Source organism: Microbulbifer variabilis (assembly GCF_020524905.1).
In the GTDB taxonomy this organism is placed as follows: domain Bacteria; phylum Pseudomonadota; class Gammaproteobacteria; order Pseudomonadales; family Cellvibrionaceae; genus Microbulbifer; species Microbulbifer variabilis_A.
This window is the reverse complement of the sequence record NZ_JAIVKI010000018.1, coordinates 66,039-87,582: the sequence shown is the minus strand read 5'-3', so window position 1 is coordinate 87,582 and position 21,544 is coordinate 66,039. Positions and strand designations below refer to the sequence as shown.

The following is a 21,544-nucleotide window of genomic DNA, read 5'->3' as shown; positions in this document are numbered from 1 at the left end:
CTGCTACTAGAGTTCCCTTATCCAGAAAAACCTGAGATTTCAAGCATCCCACCTTTCTGGTCCCTGCACTTGTCATTCTGTAAGTGCGGGAACTCATTCAAATAGTGCATAAGCTAGCTGATAACTTGAGTGTTAAATCGTGGCCTTAACTCACTAGGAGTAATGGCTGTACTGTGTTCGTAAGATCATTGCGAGCCATTTCTATTTGTCCCTCAAAATCTCCATCGCTGCATTATGGCCAGGCACACCAGTAACCCCACCTCCCGGGTGGCTACCGGAACCACAGAGATACAGGCCCTGAATCGGTGTGCGGTAATCCGCAAAGCCCATAAAGGGGCGATTGCTCCAAAGCTGGTCCAGCCCGAGGGCGCCATGGAAGATATCGCCACCCATCAAGCCAAACTTGCTCTCTAAATCTAGTGGTGAGTGAATTTGTTGGGCGATGATGGCATCACGGAAATTGGGTGCATAGTTGGTGACGGTATCGGTAATGGTCTGAGCTGCCTACTCGCGATAGCCGTCCCAGCTCTTACCCTCTGGGAGTTCTGGAGCAAATTGCTGGCAGAATAGGCTGGCCACATGTTGGCCTTCGGGGGCCAGGGAGCGGTCGATGGTGGAGGGGATCAATATCTCTACAATGGGCTGCTTTGACTATCCGTATTGGGTCGCATCCACATAGGCTTGCTCTAGGTAATTTATGGTGGGGCCAATGACGATTCCTGACCCTATCCTGAAACCGTGCACCCGGCGGTGGAACTCCGGCTCTAGGTGCTGTTCGTCAACCATCTGGCTAAAGAGCAATTTGGGGCCGATATTGGCGATTGCTTTACCGGCAGCAACGGTTTCCCCACTGCCCAGCAGTACACTTCTAGTGCGGTCACCATCAATCAACAACACCTCGACTTAAGCTTTTTTGCGAATGGTGACTCCGAGATGCTCCACCATGATTAAACATGGCCTGGGTGATAGCACCCATACCAACCATTGCATGGCCTTAAGCGCTTTTTTCGCCATTTACCTCAGCAAATACATGGTGCAATAACACATAGTCATTACCGCAACACGATGTTGGACACCCACCAATTGGAAAGCTCTGGGGTGGGAGTCAAACGCTTGTACCAATTGGTTGGTTGTCAGAGATTCTGCATAGAAATAGGTGGCATGCTACTCCCGGTAGCCGCTTATCGAGACAGTTGATAGGAATTTAGGTAAAGAGCCGCACAGCAAGTAAGTAACCCCTGCTGAATTGGCTGAGTTTAGTGGGGAGGGGAGAAAACGCTGGCAATCCTTAACCCGTACACCCTGGGTTTATTCGGATACAGTTGTAGGCCATTTCAGTTAAATAGCGGTTCAGCTGAAAAGGGACATATCCCGGCGCTCCTCGTCCACCAGAGGCGGGCTTCTCGGTTGAGATTGTAGCGTGAGTACATTGCTGTATTGAGATGTAATTGGAACTGGGATATCGAGATCAAAGATCTTGGCTTTTCCTTGTATCCTGTCTTCAACCCGCTGGCGCTGGTGTTCACAGCTCTTCCTGGATACGTCATCCCTACCGCAGAGGAATATCCTCCGTACACAGCGGGAGACATAGTGATAATAAGGTATCGAATTCTAAGTTGGGTTTTGCAGTTCATTTAATAGCCGTATATGATCGCGCCCATTTCTGTAAAGAATTGCAAAGTGGCGAAAAGGCCCTGATTTATGCAGCTCAAGTACTATCGCACTAAGTATGCAGGCTTGGTGAGTGAAAAGGATTGTGATATGGGATCGCGAACAACGGTATTTTATTTAAAGCTTGTACTGGCAGGTCTCACTGCGGTCTTACTAGGTTGCTCAGGAGGGGGAGGAGGCAGTGACTCTTCACCTGAACCCGAGCCTACACCTGCCCCTACCCCAGCCGTCACATATTCGCTTTCTGGGACCGCCGTTAAGGGGCCACTAAGTTTTGCCACTTATAAGATTCATGAAGTTTCTTTTGAGGCGGAGGACTTAAAGGGGGAGGTTGTCGCGAGAGGCGAAACCACAGAGTTAGGTAAATTCACTGAGGAAGGCTTAGACCTTCCGGACAATGGTTACTACCTAATTGAATTTTTGGCTGATGATGCCACGATAGACCTAACGACAGGAATGGCCCCAATCCTTCCTAGCTTATCAACAATTGTTGAAGCTGAGGCGCTCGAGAAATCTAAAGATATCTTCGCAACACCGCTAACAACCATCGTTGTTGATCTGATCCGGCAGAGAAATGTAGTCGATAAACCTGGGTTGAGTGATGCTATAAGCTCCCAATCACTGGTTGTTAAAAGTCAGTTAGGCTTTGACCTACTAGATAAGGTAGACCTTTTTCATACGCCACCAGTGGCCTTTGGGAATGAGGCCGATCTTGATGATATTTTGAGCTACCGTACCGCTTCTGAAGCTACCGCATCTCTTGTGTGGGCTCTTAAAAACGAGACAGATATAAGCACTTCTGCAGTACTGGAGTTGTTAGTTTTAGATCTAACAGATGGGGTGTTAAATGGCCTTGCCGAAGGTCTTGATACAAATACCACGCAGGCAATACAAGATAATTACGACTTTGTCTCCAGGCTGAACATTGGTGAGCTACTTGTGCCCAACACCTTTGATCCCGAGTCTTCAGACGCTGAAACTCCTCTCAAAGTTGGTGGTTTAGTTAAGCTCCTTATTCATGAAACACGTCAATATGAAGGTTCAAGAGAGACCTCAGCCTGGGGGGATAAACCAAAATACTCCATTATCAAAGCTATCGGAGCCGATTTAGATGGGGATGGTACCCCAAATGAAGTTGACAACGATATTGACAATGATGGCGTAGAAAACGAGAACGACGCATTCCCTTGGGATAAAACAGAGTCATCAGATCAGGATGGTGACGGAGTCGGTGATAATGCTGACTATTACGATCTTGATGCGTCGTGCTTTCGGATAAATGAAGGTGATGGGGAGACCTGTTTCGCCACATTGACCGATACATTTGCACTGGATGAAGCATTTTCTGATGCGAATGGTGTTATATATCTCGGGTTCTCTGAAAATGGGTTTTACGATTTTTACCAGTGGAGTTCAGAGACTCAAAGCTTCACTGGAAAACTTGATCTAGTAGTTGAAGATCAAAGTCCCCAGGTTGTACGTTACCATAATGAGCATAAGAGAGTATATCTTGCTTATAGTGACGGCTGGATCCGATATTTTTCAATTGATACACCTGAAAAACTAGTTAACCTCATTCAAATGCCTGTGGGTGCAACCGGACTGGCGGAAGCGGGTCGCTATCTATTGGTTCAAGATGGTCAGGGAGCCTGGAGTTCACATCATGTCTTGTCTAAGGATGGGAGTTTATTAGATAGTAAGGATTGGAATAGGTATTCTCATTATTATGCTTGGAACGATGTAAATAATCGGCTTTATCATTTTAGAGATGGCACGTCACCTAATGATATACATTTTGAGGAAATCTCTCAGTCGAGCGGTGCTATAGGTGCCCAAGGGGAATCTCCCTACCATGGTGATTACACTATCAGAGGTCCGATTCTGCTCGTTAATAGTGGTAACGGAGTGCTGCTTGGTAGTGGTGATTATTACAAAGCCAGTGACTTGAGTTTAATTGGCTCTCCAGTAACTAGTTTTGATTATGGGTTTTCCGATAATAGTACGGTTGTAACCTTATCAGCGTCTTTTACTAATAACAGCTCTTTAGTTGCTTACAACAACAATTTTGAAGCATTTTTTTCTGCTTCCTATACTGGACTTCCTGAGGGCTTAGTACAGTTAGATGAAGCAGCCTTGGTCATTACTTATACTGAGAATCATGGCCGAAAGTATCAGCTGGTTGAGCTATTAGATGATATAGATGGCGATGGAGTTCCGAATAGAGAGGATGCATTTCCAAACGATAGCGCTGCATCAGTTGATTCTGACCTCGATGGCGCGCCCGACTCATGGAATGATGGGTATGATCCGTCTGTGGGAGAATCTAGTTTAAGCCTCGATTTATTTCCTCTGGATTCAGCCTGCTACCTTGCAGAGCATGGCATAAATGGTGTTTGTGATATTCAAGGACAAGTCCAGGTCAAAAATGTAGATCAGATTGCTCGAAGAGGAAACGTACTATATTTGCTGGATGGAGATTCCAGTTCAGTCTGGAAGTGGGATACGGCTGCTGGTAAATATCTAAACCCTTTACATTTGGGGCACTTTGAGAGTAACGGTAAGGCGATGTCTATAAATGTCGCCAATCCATCTTCGATATTGGTTGGTTTTGAGAATGGTAAACTTATTGAGTTTAGTGAAACTTTACCTATAAAAAACCAGGAGGTGGCCTCTTTAGAGGGAGGTCTGGAAGCATTAATAAGTGCAGGTGATTTCTATGTGGCAGTTGCTGGAAGTGGTCAAGATAGCATTTATTTGAATTATCACTTGCTTGATAAAAGCTATACGGTTAGGGATAGTTACAATTGGGTAAGCAGCTCAAAGGAGCTGCTTTACGTGGAGAAAACCGGCCGGTTTTATCATTATTCTTCTTATGGAGATTTAAATAGCTTTAATATTGATAATGATAGAAAGGAGTTTTCCGAGTATCAATATTATTACTTCGGAGAGTCTTTAGGTGCATGGCTGTCGCAATCACCGGATGGTAAGTTGTTTGTAACTGGAGAGGGGAATGTTATCCAGGGATACCCCGCTAACCCCCTCGTTAGTGCACTTGATTTGAGCCCTTTATCTGAGGGTGTGAGCGCGGAGATACAGCTACTGGGTTTCACCTGGAGCGAGAGTGTCGCTGTTGGTCTGGTTAAGGTAGATAGGGAATATCTTTTAGCAATTTTCAGTCATGATCTTAGAGAAATTCTATTTAAACAATATATCGATATCGATACCTATATAGACCTTATTGCTGATGAAACTGGTGTAATACTAATTCATCAATCAATTGGCAATGAGCTGAATATAGTAAATTATCGGTATGAATCTGATGCCGATAACGATGGCTTGCCAATGTGGTGGGAGTTGGCCCACGGTTTGGATGACACTGACAAACTAGATGCCTTGAAGGATTCGGATGCAGATGGTCTAAACAATCTTGAGGAATTCGTAGCCGGCAGTTCGCCTTTGATGGTAGATACGGATCAGGATGGATTGTCAGACTTTGACGAGGTTATGACTTATTTTACTGATCCATCTAACAGTGATACGGATGAAGACGGTATGCCAGATGGCTGGGAAGTGCTATATGGACTGAATCCGTTAGATGTTTCTGATGCCGATAGTGATTTGGATAATGATACGTTTTCTAATCTAATTGAGTACCTTTTGGGCTTTGACCCAACTGAGGAGTTATCAATACCCTCTCCAATAGATGAATTCTATTTTTCTTTTGAGGATCAAGAGTTACCGGATGGTTGGATTTCACAAGGTAGCCCACAATTTGTAACTCGATCAGCTAGCGATGGGGTTGTTAGCCTTTTTGCTGAGGGTAGTTGGGGTATTTCGACAGCTAATTACTTTTTACCTGTAGAGCTTTCTCTTCGAGCGCGGTCTACCTGTCACTCTACCTATGATGCCCAATTGGTTATTGAGCTAAATGGAGAAAAATTATTAGATAGTCCAGTCTCCCAAACATCATGGGAAAAGCTCTCTGTTCCCATTGCTGAGGGTTATCATACGTTGGTTGTGAGGGTTGAATCCTCTGCTGATGATTGTGGTATTTTGATTGATGAATTGGCAGGCATTTCTCCTCCTACACTTTTTGAATTGGGCGCCTCTGGAATTTCTATTTTTGACAATAAGCTTTACTTACTTGATGTTGATGGTCGTGAAATAAAAAGCTTCGATATCCCTGATCCAAAAGGGAGTAATAACACATATGCACGAGATGCGGTTATTTTGGATGATGGAAGAGTAGCGATTTTCAATGGGACATTTGAACCTTATTTAAGTGTGTATACGCTAGAGTTAAACCTTTGGGAGCACTATCCAGCGCCTGGTTGGAGTACCGTTAATAATTTGAGTTATGGCGGCATAGATGCTGTTGGTGAACAAATTTTCGTTACCAACCAATCAACTAGTGGCAGTCCTAGTCAAGGGTATGTGAAGTTTGACTTAGCAAGTGGCTCTGTGAATTATGTAGATGCAGGCCCATTTATAGATCTGACAGTTGGCGAAGATGGTTATCTCTACGCATTAAGTGGCAGTCAGATTTCTCAGTTCGATCCTGTGTCCGGAGTTTTACTCTCCAATATACCAATTGAAACTTCACGGGCAATTGCCATTGATGAGGTTGGTAATATTTTTTCAGCTACCTGGGACGGTGAGATACACCAGTTTACGGCTGGTGGGGTTCTGCAAAAAACTTTATTCGTTGGCCAGAGCTTTAATGATATTAATATTCGTAGAAATGGGGAGTTGGTCGCTGCTACAGCATATGATGGGCTATATCGTGTCGCGGCGGACTTAAGTAGTTTTACCAAGCTAGATGCGCGAGGTAAATTTGTAGATCTTATGCCAGATTGGGACTCTGATAGTGATGGACTCCCTGATTGGTGGGAGTATGCCTTTGGATTAGATCCTAAGAATGTTGGTGACGCGGGCTCCGACTTGGACGGGGATGGCTTATCTGCTTTGCTGGAGTACACCTTTGGTACTCATGCGGACAACCCTGATATTGACAATGACGGCGTTAACGATGGCGATGAGCTTTTAATTTATGGTTCTGATCCTTTTATTGCAGATACGGATGCCGATGGCTTGTCCGATGGGGTGGAAGCGGAATTAGGTACAAATTTATTGGCGCAGGATAGCGACAACGATGGGCTTACTGATTTTACAGAGGTAAAGGAACTAGGCTCAAATCCCTTACTTGAAGACTCGGATAGTGATGGTATGGGAGATATGTATGAGTTCGAGTATGGTTTGGATTTGTTGGTAGATGATAGCGCGGACGATATTGATGCTGATGGCCTGACCAATTTGCAAGAATATGCTTTAGGGTCGTCTCCGAGAAATGTAGATACAGATGGTGATTTCCTTTCGGATTTTGAAGAGTCGAATACCTATGGTACATCTCCAATAGTTGCTGATACTGATGGCGATCGTATGCGGGATGGATGGGAAGTACTATATGCGCTAGACCCGATCGATGCTGACGATGCAGCAAATGATGAAGATTTTGATTCTTTTACAAATGTTGAAGAGTTCTTCTCAGACACCTCACCTATTGATAGCAATAGTTACCCCCTACCTGTGGTATGGGCGACATATCAAGGGGGGGCAGCGCATACTGGTTATACACCGCTACAGCTAGATGTAGATGATTTCTCTCACCATTGGTCGGTGACATTACCTAATATGACGAAGTTACACCCGGTAGTGGTGGCTGATGGTAAGGTCTTCGCATCTAATGATTCCTATTTTGCTGAGCAGAGAATTGTTGCCTTGGATGCAAGCACGGGAGATTTGGCATGGGAGCGCGTTTATGATGGTATACATTCTATAAATCCCCCAGCTTATGACCGTGGAAAAGTCATTATTCAAACTGGTGGTCATGAAGAGTCCTTTATACGAGGGCTTGATATAGATGACGGCTCACTATTGTTTGCTACTGAATATGGAAATCAGTGGTCAACCTACATGTCTCCAACTGTATATGATGGAGGGATTTATACTGCCGGGGGGTATTACGGAGGACTTTACTCATTTGATCTGAGTGATGGGTCGGAGTCTTGGTTTGCATCAACTGCGCAGTATCAAGAATTTACCCCAGCTGTAGATGAACAGTATGTATATGCATTTATAACTGACCTGCAAGTTTTTCATCGTGATTCTGGTGAATTGGCCTATAGCATTGAATATCCTAATTTTGACTGGAGAGGGTACGATGTAAATTTGGCCACAGTCTTGACTAGGTATAATCATATTGTGGCAATTCAATCGGGCTCTTTAGTTGTATTTGATCTCGATAAACGCAACATTTTATGGGAGAAAAATTCAGTTGGATTTTCAGGGCAGCCAGCCTCTAGTGGTGGAGTTATTTATGCTTTGCAATCTGGTATTTTGAAAGCTGTTGATGAAGAAAATGGCAGAGAAGTGTGGGCCTGGGAGGCGTCGAAGTCATTAACTTCAAATATTGTGGTAACTCGAACGCATATTTTTGTTGGAGATTCCTCGCATACTTATGCCATTAATATAGGTACTCAGGAGTTGGATTGGAGTTTTGCATCCTCCGGGCACTTAAGCCTTGGTGATGACGGAACCCTGTATATCGCTGGCTCTGAGTTGACTGCTATTTCGCTACAGTAACTGAACCTTTAATTTGATTTAGTTTACTGAGACTACTAATGGCATGGTGGGGCAACCCCCATGCCATTAGTATTTGCTAGTTTGAAGTAGCCTAAGGATTAAAAGACTGGCTGTGCCCTGTCTATTATTGTGGTGCTAATTTTTTTTATTATCTAGCCATCTGAATAATAATATGAAGTAAGAGTTTACTTTTCCTATTCTATTTGTCCTAGCTCTAGGATTATGTCAATTGGAGAGATACCTTAAATTATTTCGGTGGTGGTATCTTCAAACTTTCCTCAACCTTTCCAATTTACCAGTTCGAGATAGTGCTCCAGTTAAAATTTAGGCTCTTGGGTTTATGACCAAGCATCGGCTGAAGGCTTGGAGGCTGACTGTGAGTAGTTGCTACGGGAATTCGCTGTTGAATCGAGGTAAAAGGGACTCTTCCGGTGTTTTGGCACTATTGGTCTAGAGAAGATTAAGATCTGCATAGACCATACAGGCTGTCTATGCTCTTCCAATTTGCTCACTGTACTTGTCAGCAAGTGCAGAGGCTCATTCAAATAACTTATAACCAGCTGATATCTTGAGTGGTTTTCTTGGCCTGAACACTATTATGAATAGTGCTCGTACTGGTTTCATAAGATCAATACGAGCCACTCTTATTTATCTCTCAAAATCTCCATCGCCGCATTATGGCCAGGCACTCCAGTAACCCCACCTCCCGGGTGACTACCGGAACCGCAGAGATACAGGCCCTGAATCGGCGTGCGGTAATCCGCATAGCCCATAAAGGGACGGTTGCTCCACAGTTGGTCCAGGCCTAAGGCACCATGAAAGATATCGCCTCCCATCAAGCCAAACTTGCGCTCTAAATCCAGCGGTGAGTGGATTTGTTGGGCAATGATGGAATCACGGAAATTGGGTGCATAGTTGGTGACGGTATCGATAATGGTCTGAGCTGCCTGCTCACGGTAGTCGTCCCAGCTCTTACCCTCGGGCAGTTCTGGAGCAAATTGCTGGCAGAATAGGCTGGCCACATGCTGGCCCTCGGGGGCCAGAGAAGGATCGATGGTGGAGGGGATCAAAATCTCGACAATGGGTTGCTTTGACCAGCCATATTGGGTCGCATCTATATAGGCTTGTTCCAGGTAGTCCATGGTGGGGCCAATGACAATTCCAGACTTGTGGTGCGGTTGTGCGTTATTACCAGGCTTGCAGGTAAAGTCTGGCAGCTCAGATAGTGCGACATTCATACGGAAGGTGCCCGAGCCCACTCGAAAACCACGCACACGGCGGCGGAACTCCGGTTCCAGATGTTGTTCGTCTATCATCTGGGAATAGAGCAGTTTAGGGCCGACATTGGCGATTACTTTACCGGCAGTAACGGTTTCACCACTACTTAGCTGCACTCCGGTTGCACGCCCACCATCGATCAGCACCTCTTTTACTTCAGCATCCGTGCGAATAATGACTCCTAGGCGCTCTGCCTCTTTGCGCATGGCCTGGGTGATTGAACCCATACCGCCCATGGCATGGCCCCAAGCGCCTTTCTCGCCGTTTACTTCACCAAACACATGATGCAGTAACACATAGGCGGAACCGGGAGTGCTGGGAGCGGCATAGTTGCCAACGATAGAGTCGAAAGCAAACGCAGCCTTGACATGGTCATTTTCGAACCAGGCATCCAGCACGCTGGAGGCACTCTTGGTAAACAGTTCCAATGCATCACGGCGCGATGCCATACTCAGCTTTTTCGCTCTTAGCCCAAAGCCGCCAGCGCGAATCAAATCCCCAAAGCCGCCACCGACATTGGGGGGAGCGCGAAGCAGTTCCCCGCGCAGAATATCTGCCACTGTTTCCAGCATGGCATAAAAGTCAGGTAGGGTAGCCGCATCTCTTTCCGAGAAACGCGCAACCTCTGCCTGTGTATCCGCGAGATTCTTATGGAAGGAAAGGCTTTCCCCCTCTGAAAGTGGGAAAAAGTTTGATTGCGGCCGTAACTTGATCTCCAGGCCATGCTCACGTAAATGGAGGTCTTCTATGATTTTGGGATTAAGCAGGCTAACGGTGTAGCTAGCCACAGAGTTTCGGAAACCTGGGTGGAACTCTTCAGTAACCGCTGCACCGCCAACAATCGACCGGCGCTCAAGAATCGTTACATTTTTTCCAGCTTTAGCCAAATAGCAGGCACAAACTAAGCCATTATGGCCGCCACCAACAATCAAAAAATCCTTCATTATTATTCTCTGAGCAGGAAGATTCGGTATATAAAATATGCCAAAAAACGCCGAGTGACTCAATCATTGAATTCTTGGGGTAGGCGTAGGTATTGATATGTCGTCAATTAGAAATAATATTCTACTTAATCCTAGGAGCCTAAGATCAAAATATTAGCAACTGGTTTTGATAGATCGCTTTAGTCTGTTGAGGAAGTTACGGGAGACTGGAATTTTTATATCTGTACCAGCCATTCTTACGAAATGACGCCGTGATTGTGACTTTAATTCCAGCAATCTTTCACTATTAATAATGTAGCTACGATGCAGCCGATAAAATACCTTGCTCGGTAATTGTTCGCAAAAAGTATCCAGTGTCATATCGGATATTATGGTATCTGTATTATGTAAACGAGCCCCTTTTTCGGTAAGATGAACACGACGATAACGGCCTATACTTTCAATATAATTAATGTGATCGTGCGAAATTATTCTTTGTTGATTGCCATCACTCAACTGTACCTGAACTATTAGCTGGTGATGTGGTGCAAGTCTTGACAGTCTACCAGTTGACTGACGAAGAAATTTCCGCATACAACGCACCTTATCCCAGTATTGAATATAAAGCAGCAATACGTGCTTTCCCTGCCATGTTTGTTGATATCGAGATGCAAAATATAATTGCCTGGCAAACACTCGGGGCATTTCATAATCCTTTTATGTTTAATGCCGGTGAGTTCGATCGAAGCTTAGGTAGCGAGGAAAACCAACAAAAGTGGGTTGAGCATGTGCCTGGCTCTGATGGTAATGATCACAGGCGATTTTTGGCCGGACACTTTATTCAAGATGATGTGGGTGAAGAGCTAGCCATCCATTTATTAAACTTTCTGCGAAGCACCACTCCAGATGAGCCATTGCAGGCTGGTAGTCCAACCTTCAATTTTCGTTATTGTGAAATCTTGCTGTCATATCTAGACGGTTCAGGAGTATCAGCAGAAATCTGGGGTACACCAGGAGTAAACTATTGCCCGCAAGACCAGTGGGAGGCTCTTAACTTAGACGAAATTGCAGATCAATACGATGCACTTCTAGCTATACCCAATGGGCCACGCTTTTTTGTAGTGGATGAAAGCCTGGGTGGCGGAATCATTTTACCCAGTCCAGACGATGAATACCGATTATTTGGTGAATTAGAAATGCGTTTATTAACTAGCGTTGATCTGACTGACAGTCAAGGGGAGGATGTTGCCTATGTTCCTGGTAAAGTACTAAGGGATAACACTTGGTTATTTTATGAAGGTAGACGTGTCTATGAGTTAACAGATATCCATGGGCAGGTATATATCATGCAGTCTTTTAGTCGCCTTGAAGATGCCAACTTACAGATGGACGATTTGAAACATCTGGGCGATCGTCTCAACCTGCCTGAGGGGTGGACATTCAGCAGCCGAATTCTAAGTGAGCCTCTACAGGTTTCAGCTATCGATGGCATAGCCATGGTATTGAAGGATGATTTGGGTAACAGCTACCAGTTAGTACCCTGATGGTAGCTAAATAATTACTACATAAATAATTTGAAGTTATTGAGGCCTGCCAATTGTGAAGCAGGCTTCAATCGGTTCTTAATTTGTAAGTCGGGATCTGGTTTGCTGAAAACCATTGAGAGTAGGGGAGAAATGATAGTGTGTTTCGAGGCTGTGTGTATTTTTTTGATCTGTTTGTTTTCTTTCTGTAGATAATGCTTTGTTATCTACACTTATATCGTTGATCTTTAAGCTAGTCAAGATGCTTTATAGTTTTAATAACCTGTCATTTTCAAGTAATTTTTATAGAGGTCGAATCATTTATTGTTGATAGTTATGTTTTTCGAATGAAGATTTAATTTGGATCGTCAAATAAAGATCGAAAATATTTTAAAATAATATATTAGTTAATAAAATAAAAGATCTCTTTGGGCAAATAAGAAATTCCTTCTCATTAGGAGGTTAAGTTAGTTCAGGATAATTTTGATAAAAGTACCTTGCCATCTCTCTAATGCCTGGTAAAGGAAATGCCAAGAGGTTAATCAAGATATAGCGTTCCAACTCTCAAAGAGCCGTAACCCCATGAAAGTTTTTCCTAGGGTCCCCGACCAACTGTCACCTTAGGTTAAATTTTACACTGGATAAGGCTATAAAAGCCATTTGTGTACCATTTTATACTACCTGCGGATAGAGAATTCCAATATAGGCTCTGGTAGAATTCATCCATAATAGCTCTTGCGGCCTAGGACTATAGTACCTCTCAGTGTACCCGTAGGGCACATTGATTCTTTACTATAGACACTATCAGCCATAGAAGCTTGCTTCTTCAATGTTAACTATCTCTATTTGGATTTTAAATGAAACTTAAGTCTCTGTTTCTACTGCTATGTCTTTCTTTCAGTTCATTTGCTTTTGCAAGCAATGATGAAGAAAAGGCGTTATCGGAAGAGGAATATATGACATGGGCCAAAAGTATTTGGGACTCTTTAGATCGACAGACGGGTGTTATCAATCTCCCTGAAGCCCCTGCTTCCTTAAAAGTGTCGGAGGAGTTCTATTATTTGAACCCCAAAGATGCCGAGAAAGTTCTCGTTGATGTATGGGGAAACCCTCCAGGACAGAAGGTTCTGGGTATGATATTCCCTGCGGATGCGACACCATTCGATGAAAATTCCTGGGCTGTGACTATTGAATATGAAGAGGATGGGTATGTATCAGACGAAGATGCAAAAGATATTAACTATAATGACCTCTTAAAGCAGATGCAGTCCGATACTGCTCAGGCTAGTAAAGACCGAGTTCGCAACGGCTATGAGCCCATTGCTCTGGTAGGTTGGGCCGCACAACCATATTACGATACGGATGCGCATAAGCTTCACTGGGCTAAGGAACTCAAGTTTGGGGATATGGAGACCAACACTCTCAACTATAACATTAGGGTACTTGGCCGAGAAGGTGTCCTTGTTCTGAATTATATTGCCAATATGGATCAAAAGACTGTAATTCAAGATAATCTATCCTCTGTGTTGGCTTTGGCTGAATTTGATCAGGGACATACTTATGGTGATTTCAATCCAGAAATTGATAAGGTAGCAGCTTATGGAATAGGTGCTTTAATTACGGGTAAGGTACTTGCTAAAACTGGTTTATTTGCTGCAGCTATTATATTATTAAAAAAATTCTGGGTGTTTCTTGCCGTTGGGGTTGTGGCTATGTTTAAAGCGCTATTTTCGAGAAAAAAATCATAGGCCTTATAGGTTTTGCCCTAAGTAACTAAATTTAATTTGGCTGAAAGTTCAAGCGGGTTGAAGTAATAAGCTTGCAGTACCCCCCTTTGTTTAAGCCATAAATTCACTAGTGAGTTTATGGCTTGCTTCAAAAAGTTTCTTGGCTGAAATGATTTTAAACTTTAAACATACCATTATCTAATGGCTGTATCATTTGCTTGCAGGTTAGGGTGAGGTATCTGTTTGTAGGTTGGTTTAAAAAAATATTATACGCCCTTAACATTGAAGTAGTTTAAAAATGATGTTTAGTCTAAGTTTACAAATGTTTGAGTTGTTCATTGAGGATGTCAAACAAAATCAAAGGTCTTAATGATACCCTTTATAGTTCAATACTCTGTGGTCCTAGTTATGTGAAGCTTCGTTTGAGTAGGTACTTCAGTGGTGGCGCTAAGCATGCGAGCATATAAATCTTTTTTGGCCATAAAAGAAAAAGCAACGGTTTGCCAAAAAATACGACCTCTGTATAGGGATGGAACAAATGGGCAATACTTGAATTTCAGGTGTATAATGATGATGTTTGTGTCACTACTATAGCTTCGCTGGCAGTCAAACTCTTTTTATTAATTGTAAAAACTTAAAGCGTATATTAGGCGCTTTTTTCATTGTGGAATGACACCAGAAGCCACAGAGGAATCTAAACTAGAAGATTAAGTGATATAAGGCTTCCGTCGTGTAGGTTGCGATGAGCTTTGGGTATTGGCCTCTAGTCGGAAAAATATGAACGTCAAAAGTATAAAAATTTTTGATTAAAAAAAGAAAACAGTTAATTTTTATATTTTATAGATATACATAAATATGCACCAAACCAAGCGCGGCAAGAAAAAGGTTTCATTGCTTAGCGCAACACTGCTCAGTGCCACTTGCATGATAGGGTCAGGTTGGCTTTTCAGTGCTCAATTGACAGCGAGATATGCCGGCAACTGGGCATTCGTAGCTTGGATACTGACAGCAACTCTGGTCTTGATGGTAGGTCTTTGTCTTGCTCGAGTCGTGACGATTTATCCAGTGCGGGGGGCTCTAGCGCAAGCTAGTGCTCTATCGTATAACAGTATCTTTGGCATGCCTTTTGCTTTTGCTAATTGGTTTGGTATTCTGATGGTGGTTGCAACAGAAGCACAGGCTACAACACAGTACCTTTCATCAGCAATTGGATCCTCTTTCCTGATAGAAAACTATACACTCACGATTTGGGGGAAAGTACTTGCTCTGAGCATTTTGGGCCTCTATCTAATTGTTAATTTTTATGGAATTCGCTGGTTAACTAAAATCAACAACGTGGTCACTGTATTGAAGATATTTACCCCGCTATTTGCGCTTACGGTATTACTCATTGTAGTTTTCACGCGGAATCAAACTGGTTCCAATTTTTCCCTCTTATCAAATCAGGAGTTTGAGTTCCACAGTGCATTCTCCGCCATTATTGGTGCTGGGCTGATCTATTCATATAATGGATTTCAAGTGAGCGTTGCGTTCGCCAGTGAGATCAAAAAACCTAGGCGGAATATTCCATTGGCTATTATTCTGTCGATAGTCATTATCACTTTAGTCTACCTGTCGCTACAATTTGCCTTTATGGAAGCTGTGCCACATGAGCTATTGATTGAGAATGGCGGTTGGCAGGGGCTGAATTTTGCATCGCCACTCTTAGATTTAGCTACTCTTCTTGGTCTGCATTTTTTGGCGCTTGTATTACTAGTAGATAGTGTCACCAGCCCATCTGCATCTGGATATACGTATCTTGGAGCTTCATCAAGAATTTTATTTGGGATGGCACAAGTAAGACAAATGCCTCGATGGTTAGCCGTATTGGATCCGGTACACAATATTTCCAGGCGATCGATAATAGTTAACTGGGTATTAGCAGCGATTGTTCTTGCTAATGCGGATAGCTGGGCAGCACTTATGGTAATTGTAACCGGATATCATGTCGTCAGTTATATGGCTGCGCCTATCAGTATGGGAGCACTTGAGCCTAATACTCGCTGGTTTGGGCTTATAGTTTTTGTTCTATTGAGCTTGCTAATGCAGACATTGAAATCTTCTTCATTACTTTTGCTATGTATGTCCTTAAGCATTCTAGTGTCTATATATGCAACATTACATATTTCTGGAGCAGGGCTTCAAAAGTTAATTGTCTTTACCTTGCCATTCTTGACATACTTATGGATCCTATATTTTGTCTCGAATATTTGGCTGGTTATGATCGTGTCTGGAGCTTTTTACTTGGTGATATCATCTCGGTCTTATGTAGAGTTTTGCCAGAGTCACAGTATGGAGAGGAGTGGATGAGAGTACATTTAATCTGAGAATGAAGGAAAATTTTCCTTAGCCTTAATAACTTTTAACTGAAGGGTTAGGTTAGACCCGGCGCTAGAAAACTAATATCCGCCAGGTCAAACACAAGTGATTAAAACATAGAGTTAATCATCTTATTCGCTTTTGAATTACTAGATCCATGATTGAGATCATCCCAGGTTACTAGGCCGGTAGCGAGATCTAACTTAACACCCTGGTGCCCCACATAATTGCCGCCTTGACGTAAAGTCATCTCAGCAAATACTCCCTGGTTAGTAAAATCAAATCTTTCCATGTTAGTAATATTAAAATTGACGTCAAACATTCGATTAAATTCCAGCACACCACGTACCGAATCAATCAGGGCTCGAGTATGTATCAGACTGGATCCATTTCCGCTCATGGTTTGATGTGAAGAGTTACCGTTAAGAGATACGCCTCCAAAAACCCATCCCCGCCACTTTCTTCCCGGTGCAATAGGGCAGACCGCTGCCATTATCTCGAGTGCATCATCCCTTACCTGGCGAACTTGCATAGAGCCTGAAAAGTGCGCGACTACCCCAATCTTTCTGGGTGCGCCGCTATAGAGTACTAACCCCACACAGGAACCATATCCATCAGAGCGCAACGTTCCTGCATTGGTGCCAGTTACCCAAGTACATTCAGGTCTGAAACGATAGGCAGCATAACCACCTCCCAGTCGAACTGCCATGACGCAACCTCCTTATTGGAAATTTATGATTTATATGACCGATTGGTCTATAACAGTATAACGAAAAATTGTAAGGTGACCATTTTCAATATCATCAAATTACACTATTGACGACCAGTATTGGTTGGTTTGCTTTTTACGCAGCAGCTTATTTATTTGTACAGGCGAGGATTGATGCCAAGCAGGTTCGACAGAATTTTATAGCGGTTTTTATCTGGGAGTGAGATTTTACTTTTCGAGTAATTTTAGAGCTACTCATAGCAATATGGAAATTTAGGAATCCATAGTTATTTATCGAATCTATTCTGACAATTTACTATGCTTGGGGATAGGTGAGATCTACTTTTAGTTTGTATTGCTGGTCAGGATTGGTTAGATAGTAGGGGCATGCTTGGTTATTTTAACCAGATGGTAGAGCGCTATCTTTATTGTGCCTGTGGGGTAAACTTAGTAGGTCCACACACAAGGAAAAATAAGACTACATTCCGATTGTGTAAGAAATGTGAATTTATGAGATTTATTTTTTGTTGAGATCTTTTGGTTTTCTTTCAGGTTTTTGATCTCTGATTTTAATTACTTCTTGAATTCTAATTTCGGGCTATAGCTTAATGTTAAAGTCTTTATTTTTGGTTGAAAGTAACAAGTATGGTGATTTTTTAGCACTTTAATGCTCCTTGCTATTCTTTAAATAGAATAAATTGCCAGCTTCCTTTATTTAATTTTCTGTCTTTTTTTAGAATGACGATAGGAACCGTACTAATTGATGACGGTCCATAGCTTTGTCGCAAACGCTGCTCTTGAGGCATGCACATGCTTCGACTGGCTAAGGATCTAGCTTAATAGGGGACGGATATTGGACAATATTGAATAACAGGCAGAGATATGATTTACCGGAAAACAAAATTAGTATCTGTATTTAAACAACCTATTTTTAATCATGCACTAATGGCTATAGTGATGGCTGGACTTAGCTCCAATGCACTTAGCCATGGTTATGTAGAAGCAGCTGATGGTGGTGTTGCCTCTGCACGTGGAACGCTGTGCAAATACCCTCTTGATACTGGTGAGATGAATACTGACTGCGGTGCAGTTCAGTGGGAGCCGCAAAGTGTTGAGGGTGCCGAAGGTTTCCCTGATAGTGGTCCCGCGGATGGCCAAATTGCCAGTGCTGGAAATAGCTCCTGGTCTGAATTGAATGAACAATCTTCTGATCGTTGGGTTAAAAACTATATTAGTTCTGGTTGGCAAACCTTTAAATGGCACTTTACTGCAAACCATGTAACCCGCGATTGGAAATATTATATTACCAAGGAAAACTGGAATCCGAACTCTGCCTTGACTCGTGATCAGTTTGATCTTGATCCCTTCTGCGAGGTGGATGGGAACTATGAACAACCTCCAACAGATATGACACACGAGTGTCAGGTGCCAAACCGTGAGGGCTACCATGTAATTCTTGCAGTTTGGGATGTTGGAGACACGGTGAATGCCTTCTATAACGTTATCGACGTTGAGTTTGACGGAGATAATGTTACCAACACTGAATGGAGTGTCGGAGGCACAATTAATCCCACTCAAGACTTAAGTGTTGGGGATAAGGTGTATACCCGTGTTTTTGATAGCTCCGGGGAAAACGATTCCTTCTCTACTGTTCTGGAGATAACTTCTGGCGAACAGGGAATTGCCGAAAATTGGTCTCACGATCTAGCTGAGCTAATCAATCAGGAGCAATCCAGCATCCGAGGGGGCGATTATGATGGTAGTAGTAGTTTTGAACCATTGTACGGTATCAATAGTATCTACTTGTTAGGCAGTAGTGGCCTGAGAAATGTTGAGATTGGATACGAACTTAGCGCTGACCAGGATGATGCCACTACAGGTGACGATGATTCTGGAGAAACCGGTGATAGTGAGAATACTGGGAGTTCTGGAGGCACTAATTGTGCAACCTTCGTGCAGCCGTATGCTGGTGATTCAGGCTACTCTATTGGCGATGTAGTTATTTTCGAAGGCGTTGCCTACGAATCCAAACACGAGCCTAATTGGTGGTCACCGAGTTCTGCGCCATCATTGTGGAGCGAAACCACATGCCAGACGGATGGCGATGATTCTGACAGTGATACTGGTACGGGATCAGACGATGGTAATGACAATAGCACCGATGACGAAGCTACCGCGGTTTCTTGCCCCGAGTTTCAGCAGCCTTACGCAGGTGATGGAGGCTATGCGGTCGGTGATCGGGTGACTTTCGAAGGCCAGGTATATATTTCTACATTTGGGCCTAACTGGTGGTCTCCCTCGGCTGCACCCCAGTACTGGGAGCAGAGTTCCTGCCAGTAACATAAATATGCTCAACCGCTTCCTCATGAGGGAGGCGGTTGAGCATAGGTACCCTATATTCTTAACATTGTCAGCACAAAAAACCGCTATTTAAGTCACTTCTGGGTAGCCTCAAAGGCTGGTGTCTAAGTATAAGCTGTTTGACATCTAAGATGATGGCAACCTTCTTTTTCTCGTTTGGTAAGGCGGTTGGAGATGGGTTGTAGATCGGTTGGCTATCCCAGACTAACTGACCCAGCAAAGAGACGGTAATAAGATCGTCTTGAATACATAAATCCAGGATGTTCTTTGGCTTATTGAGAGTGAAGAATTCTCTTTCACACCCCCTTTTTATCCTAATGCTATGGTACTGGAGAATGGTCAGAGCAGGTTAGGATCTCCTATTCATTGAGGCAGGCTCCGTTTTACTGAAAAGTGATATATCTTCAGGTAAAATTTTCTACTGGTCCCTGGCTTTGAAGTGAATATTTTCAATATTAGGCCTAGGCTTATCGGTATTGCGTAGGTGAGCCCCGCAAGACCTTTGGGCAACCTAACTTATTGGAGGAGGTCGGGAAACACGTTCTACCGTATACATCTATACTATGGCATAGAGCTTAGGGGCTGGAAGATTATTTTATGAAATGGTTTAGTAGGGGATTGGCTGAAAATCGACTTATATGCAATATGGTCATGACGTGCTGATCGATAGGTCCAAGGAATTAATGCAACTCCTTACGGCCTCTGTATAAATGTCGTCATCATATCTTAGCTTAAGAGGCCTAGAATTAATATTCATCGATCCAGTCTTAAAAATTTAAAGGGCCCAATATGACAAAGAAAATGCAGATTTTAACTTCCAGGATTACTTGCCCTTTATGTGGTTATAGCCATAGTGAAACAATGCCAACTGATGCCTGCGAGTGGTTCTATCAGTGTAAGAATTGTGGGGAGTTATTAAGCCCGAAGAAAGGCGACTGCTGTGTATTTTGCTCTTATGGAACCGTCCCGTGTCCGCCCGTTCAAAAGGATGGAAAATCTTGCTGCTCCTCATAAGGGACTGTAATAATTTCATTGGAAAGAAGCTATAAATGTTCGAGTTCTTGATCTAAAGGGTTATGCTATTATAGGATATCCGATCCATTCTATTCTGAACTCTTCTTCAAGTGTTTAATGGTTTGATCTACTGCTGCCTTATTCTCTTCTATTAATCTGTCGGCATGTATTTTTAATGAATCCATTGATTCGTAATCAAAAATTCCCACTTTTGGGTTGGCAACCTTGACGTTTAAGTAGTCAAATTCTATCCGACCTTTGGGAGATAGTAATTGAGCAATCCTCAGGGCGTAGAGCTGCTGTGTATCCATAGACCGTTGTATATCCGTGATAATGTCTGGAAGCCATTGTAATCTCCCCCAGTTTTTTACATCTTGATAACTATCTTTTGCGCTACTTAACGGAGAGGTGCCAGATCCCAATATGAGTATGTAGTAGTTTTTGTTTGGAAACTGCTCAATAATATCGAGCAATATCATGCTGGTGGGGTCGTTATCAGATACTGCTGCATCGGCAAAATAACGATGCCGTAGATCCTCTCTCAATGTCATGAAGTCTACGGGAGGAAATACGGCTTCTGCGCTGGATGCAGCAATCACTAGCTGATAGACACTGTTTGACGGTAGCTCGATAATTTCACGGCCGCGATTTTTGAAAAGATGTATTTTTCCAGTGTAAATATCCAAGGAAGGTATAATGACATAATTTTCCAGGTCAGTGAACTTCAGGCTTTCTGTGTAGTGAAATTTCAATACTTGGTGTAAACGGTCCCCCATAAACTTTGGAGAGAGTAAGCCTGCTCCAGTCAGTAACTTGTGGTACCAGGGAGTTGAAAATAAGTATTTGCTTTCGGATTTATAGAGTTTTATCAGTAGATCTACTTTTGAACCGTAGTCACCATATTGTTTTTGTAGCTGCTTGCTGGGGATGTTGATACCAGTAGCTATAATGGCTCCAGTAGAAACTCCGCTAAAAACATCAAACATTTCATTTATGGGTTTACCTACTCGTTGTTCGATGTATTGCAGCACATACAGCGGGATAAGACCTCGTATCCCTCCACCATCCAAGATTAGGATGTTGATGGTTTCTTTTTCTCTTAGGTGATCCTCATAGATAATGGTTTCTTCTGTAACAGGTATTCTATGAAACTTGGTCTTTTCAGTGAAGCGATGATTGTAAATATAAAACGTGGAGCCAATTCCGGCCAACAACAGAAAAATAAAGAGTGTAAGTCTCCAGATCTTCATTATGTCACCAGTAACCTGCCAATAATTCAGGCACAATGTTGACAATATTAAGTATGTCTAAGCAGTAATTAGAAATACTTTTGCTTTA

At 43.0% G+C, this 21,544-nt stretch carries 13 protein-coding genes; 6 read left to right on the top strand and 7 right to left on the bottom strand.

Going from position 1 to position 21,544, the window contains the following annotated elements:
- Positions 1-201: 201 nt before the first annotated feature.
- From LC073_RS17535 to LC073_RS17530, 3 genes are all read right to left on the bottom strand, one after another.
- Entirely contained in the window at positions 202-393 is a 192-nt protein-coding gene (locus LC073_RS17535) for a hypothetical protein (RefSeq protein ID WP_226648615.1), read from the bottom strand.
- A 111-nt stretch (positions 394-504) separates the two neighbouring features.
- Complete coding sequence (locus tag LC073_RS21725; protein WP_264190672.1) at positions 505-627, bottom strand: hypothetical protein; 123 nt, start codon at positions 625-627, stop codon at positions 505-507.
- A 24-nt stretch (positions 628-651) separates the two neighbouring features.
- Entirely contained in the window at positions 652-891 is a 240-nt protein-coding gene (locus LC073_RS17530; protein WP_226648614.1) for a hypothetical protein, read from the bottom strand.
- Between the two features lie 810 nt (positions 892-1,701).
- Between LC073_RS17530 and LC073_RS17525 the strand changes: the two genes are divergently transcribed.
- The gene (locus LC073_RS17525) at positions 1,702-8,313 is read left to right on the top strand and encodes a PQQ-binding-like beta-propeller repeat protein (RefSeq protein ID WP_226648613.1); all 6,612 of its coding nucleotides are present in this window, start codon (positions 1,702-1,704) and stop codon (positions 8,311-8,313) included.
- 644 nt (positions 8,314-8,957) lie between these two features.
- On the opposite strand, the gene LC073_RS17520 is transcribed toward LC073_RS17525, so the two are convergent.
- Complete coding sequence (locus tag LC073_RS17520) at positions 8,958-10,535, bottom strand: phytoene desaturase family protein (protein WP_226648612.1); 1,578 nt, start codon at positions 10,533-10,535, stop codon at positions 8,958-8,960.
- Between the two features lie 153 nt (positions 10,536-10,688).
- A complete protein-coding gene (locus tag LC073_RS22025) occupies positions 10,689-11,108 on the bottom strand; it encodes a LytTR family DNA-binding domain-containing protein (RefSeq protein ID WP_226648611.1) in 420 nt (139 codons plus the stop codon).
- Here LC073_RS22025 and LC073_RS17510 point away from each other — a divergent pair.
- From LC073_RS17510 to LC073_RS17500, 3 genes are all read left to right on the top strand, one after another.
- Positions 11,069-12,058, top strand: coding sequence for a hypothetical protein (locus tag LC073_RS17510; RefSeq protein WP_226648624.1), 990 nt, complete (start codon positions 11,069-11,071; stop codon positions 12,056-12,058). The genes LC073_RS22025 and LC073_RS17510 overlap by 40 nt on opposite strands.
- Positions 12,059-12,894: 836 nt before the next feature.
- Entirely contained in the window at positions 12,895-13,785 is an 891-nt protein-coding gene (locus LC073_RS17505; protein ID WP_226648610.1) for a DUF2167 domain-containing protein, read from the top strand.
- Between the two features lie 834 nt (positions 13,786-14,619).
- Positions 14,620-16,113 (top strand): APC family permease, encoded by a 1,494-nt coding sequence (locus LC073_RS17500; RefSeq protein ID WP_226648609.1) that lies wholly within the window; start codon positions 14,620-14,622, stop codon positions 16,111-16,113.
- A gap of 118 nt (positions 16,114-16,231) precedes the next feature.
- Here LC073_RS17500 and LC073_RS17495 read toward each other — a convergent pair whose 3' ends face one another.
- Positions 16,232-16,831 (bottom strand): hypothetical protein, encoded by a 600-nt coding sequence (locus LC073_RS17495; RefSeq protein ID WP_226648608.1) that lies wholly within the window; start codon positions 16,829-16,831, stop codon positions 16,232-16,234.
- A 957-nt stretch (positions 16,832-17,788) separates the two neighbouring features.
- Here LC073_RS17495 and LC073_RS17490 point away from each other — a divergent pair.
- Both LC073_RS17490 and LC073_RS21840 read left to right on the top strand, forming a co-directional pair.
- Positions 17,789-19,171 (top strand): lytic polysaccharide monooxygenase, encoded by a 1,383-nt coding sequence (locus LC073_RS17490; protein ID WP_226648607.1) that lies wholly within the window; start codon positions 17,789-17,791, stop codon positions 19,169-19,171.
- Between the two features lie 822 nt (positions 19,172-19,993).
- Positions 19,994-20,206 carry a GDCCVxC domain-containing (seleno)protein gene (locus tag LC073_RS21840; RefSeq protein WP_319004739.1) on the top strand — a complete coding sequence of 71 codons (213 nt, stop codon included), beginning with the start codon at positions 19,994-19,996 and terminating at the stop codon, positions 20,204-20,206.
- Between the two features lie 89 nt (positions 20,207-20,295).
- Here the strand turns inward: LC073_RS21840 and LC073_RS17485 are convergent, their stop codons facing one another.
- Complete coding sequence (locus tag LC073_RS17485) at positions 20,296-21,456, bottom strand: patatin-like phospholipase family protein (protein WP_226648606.1); 1,161 nt, start codon at positions 21,454-21,456, stop codon at positions 20,296-20,298.
- Positions 21,457-21,544: the final 88 nt, after the last annotated feature.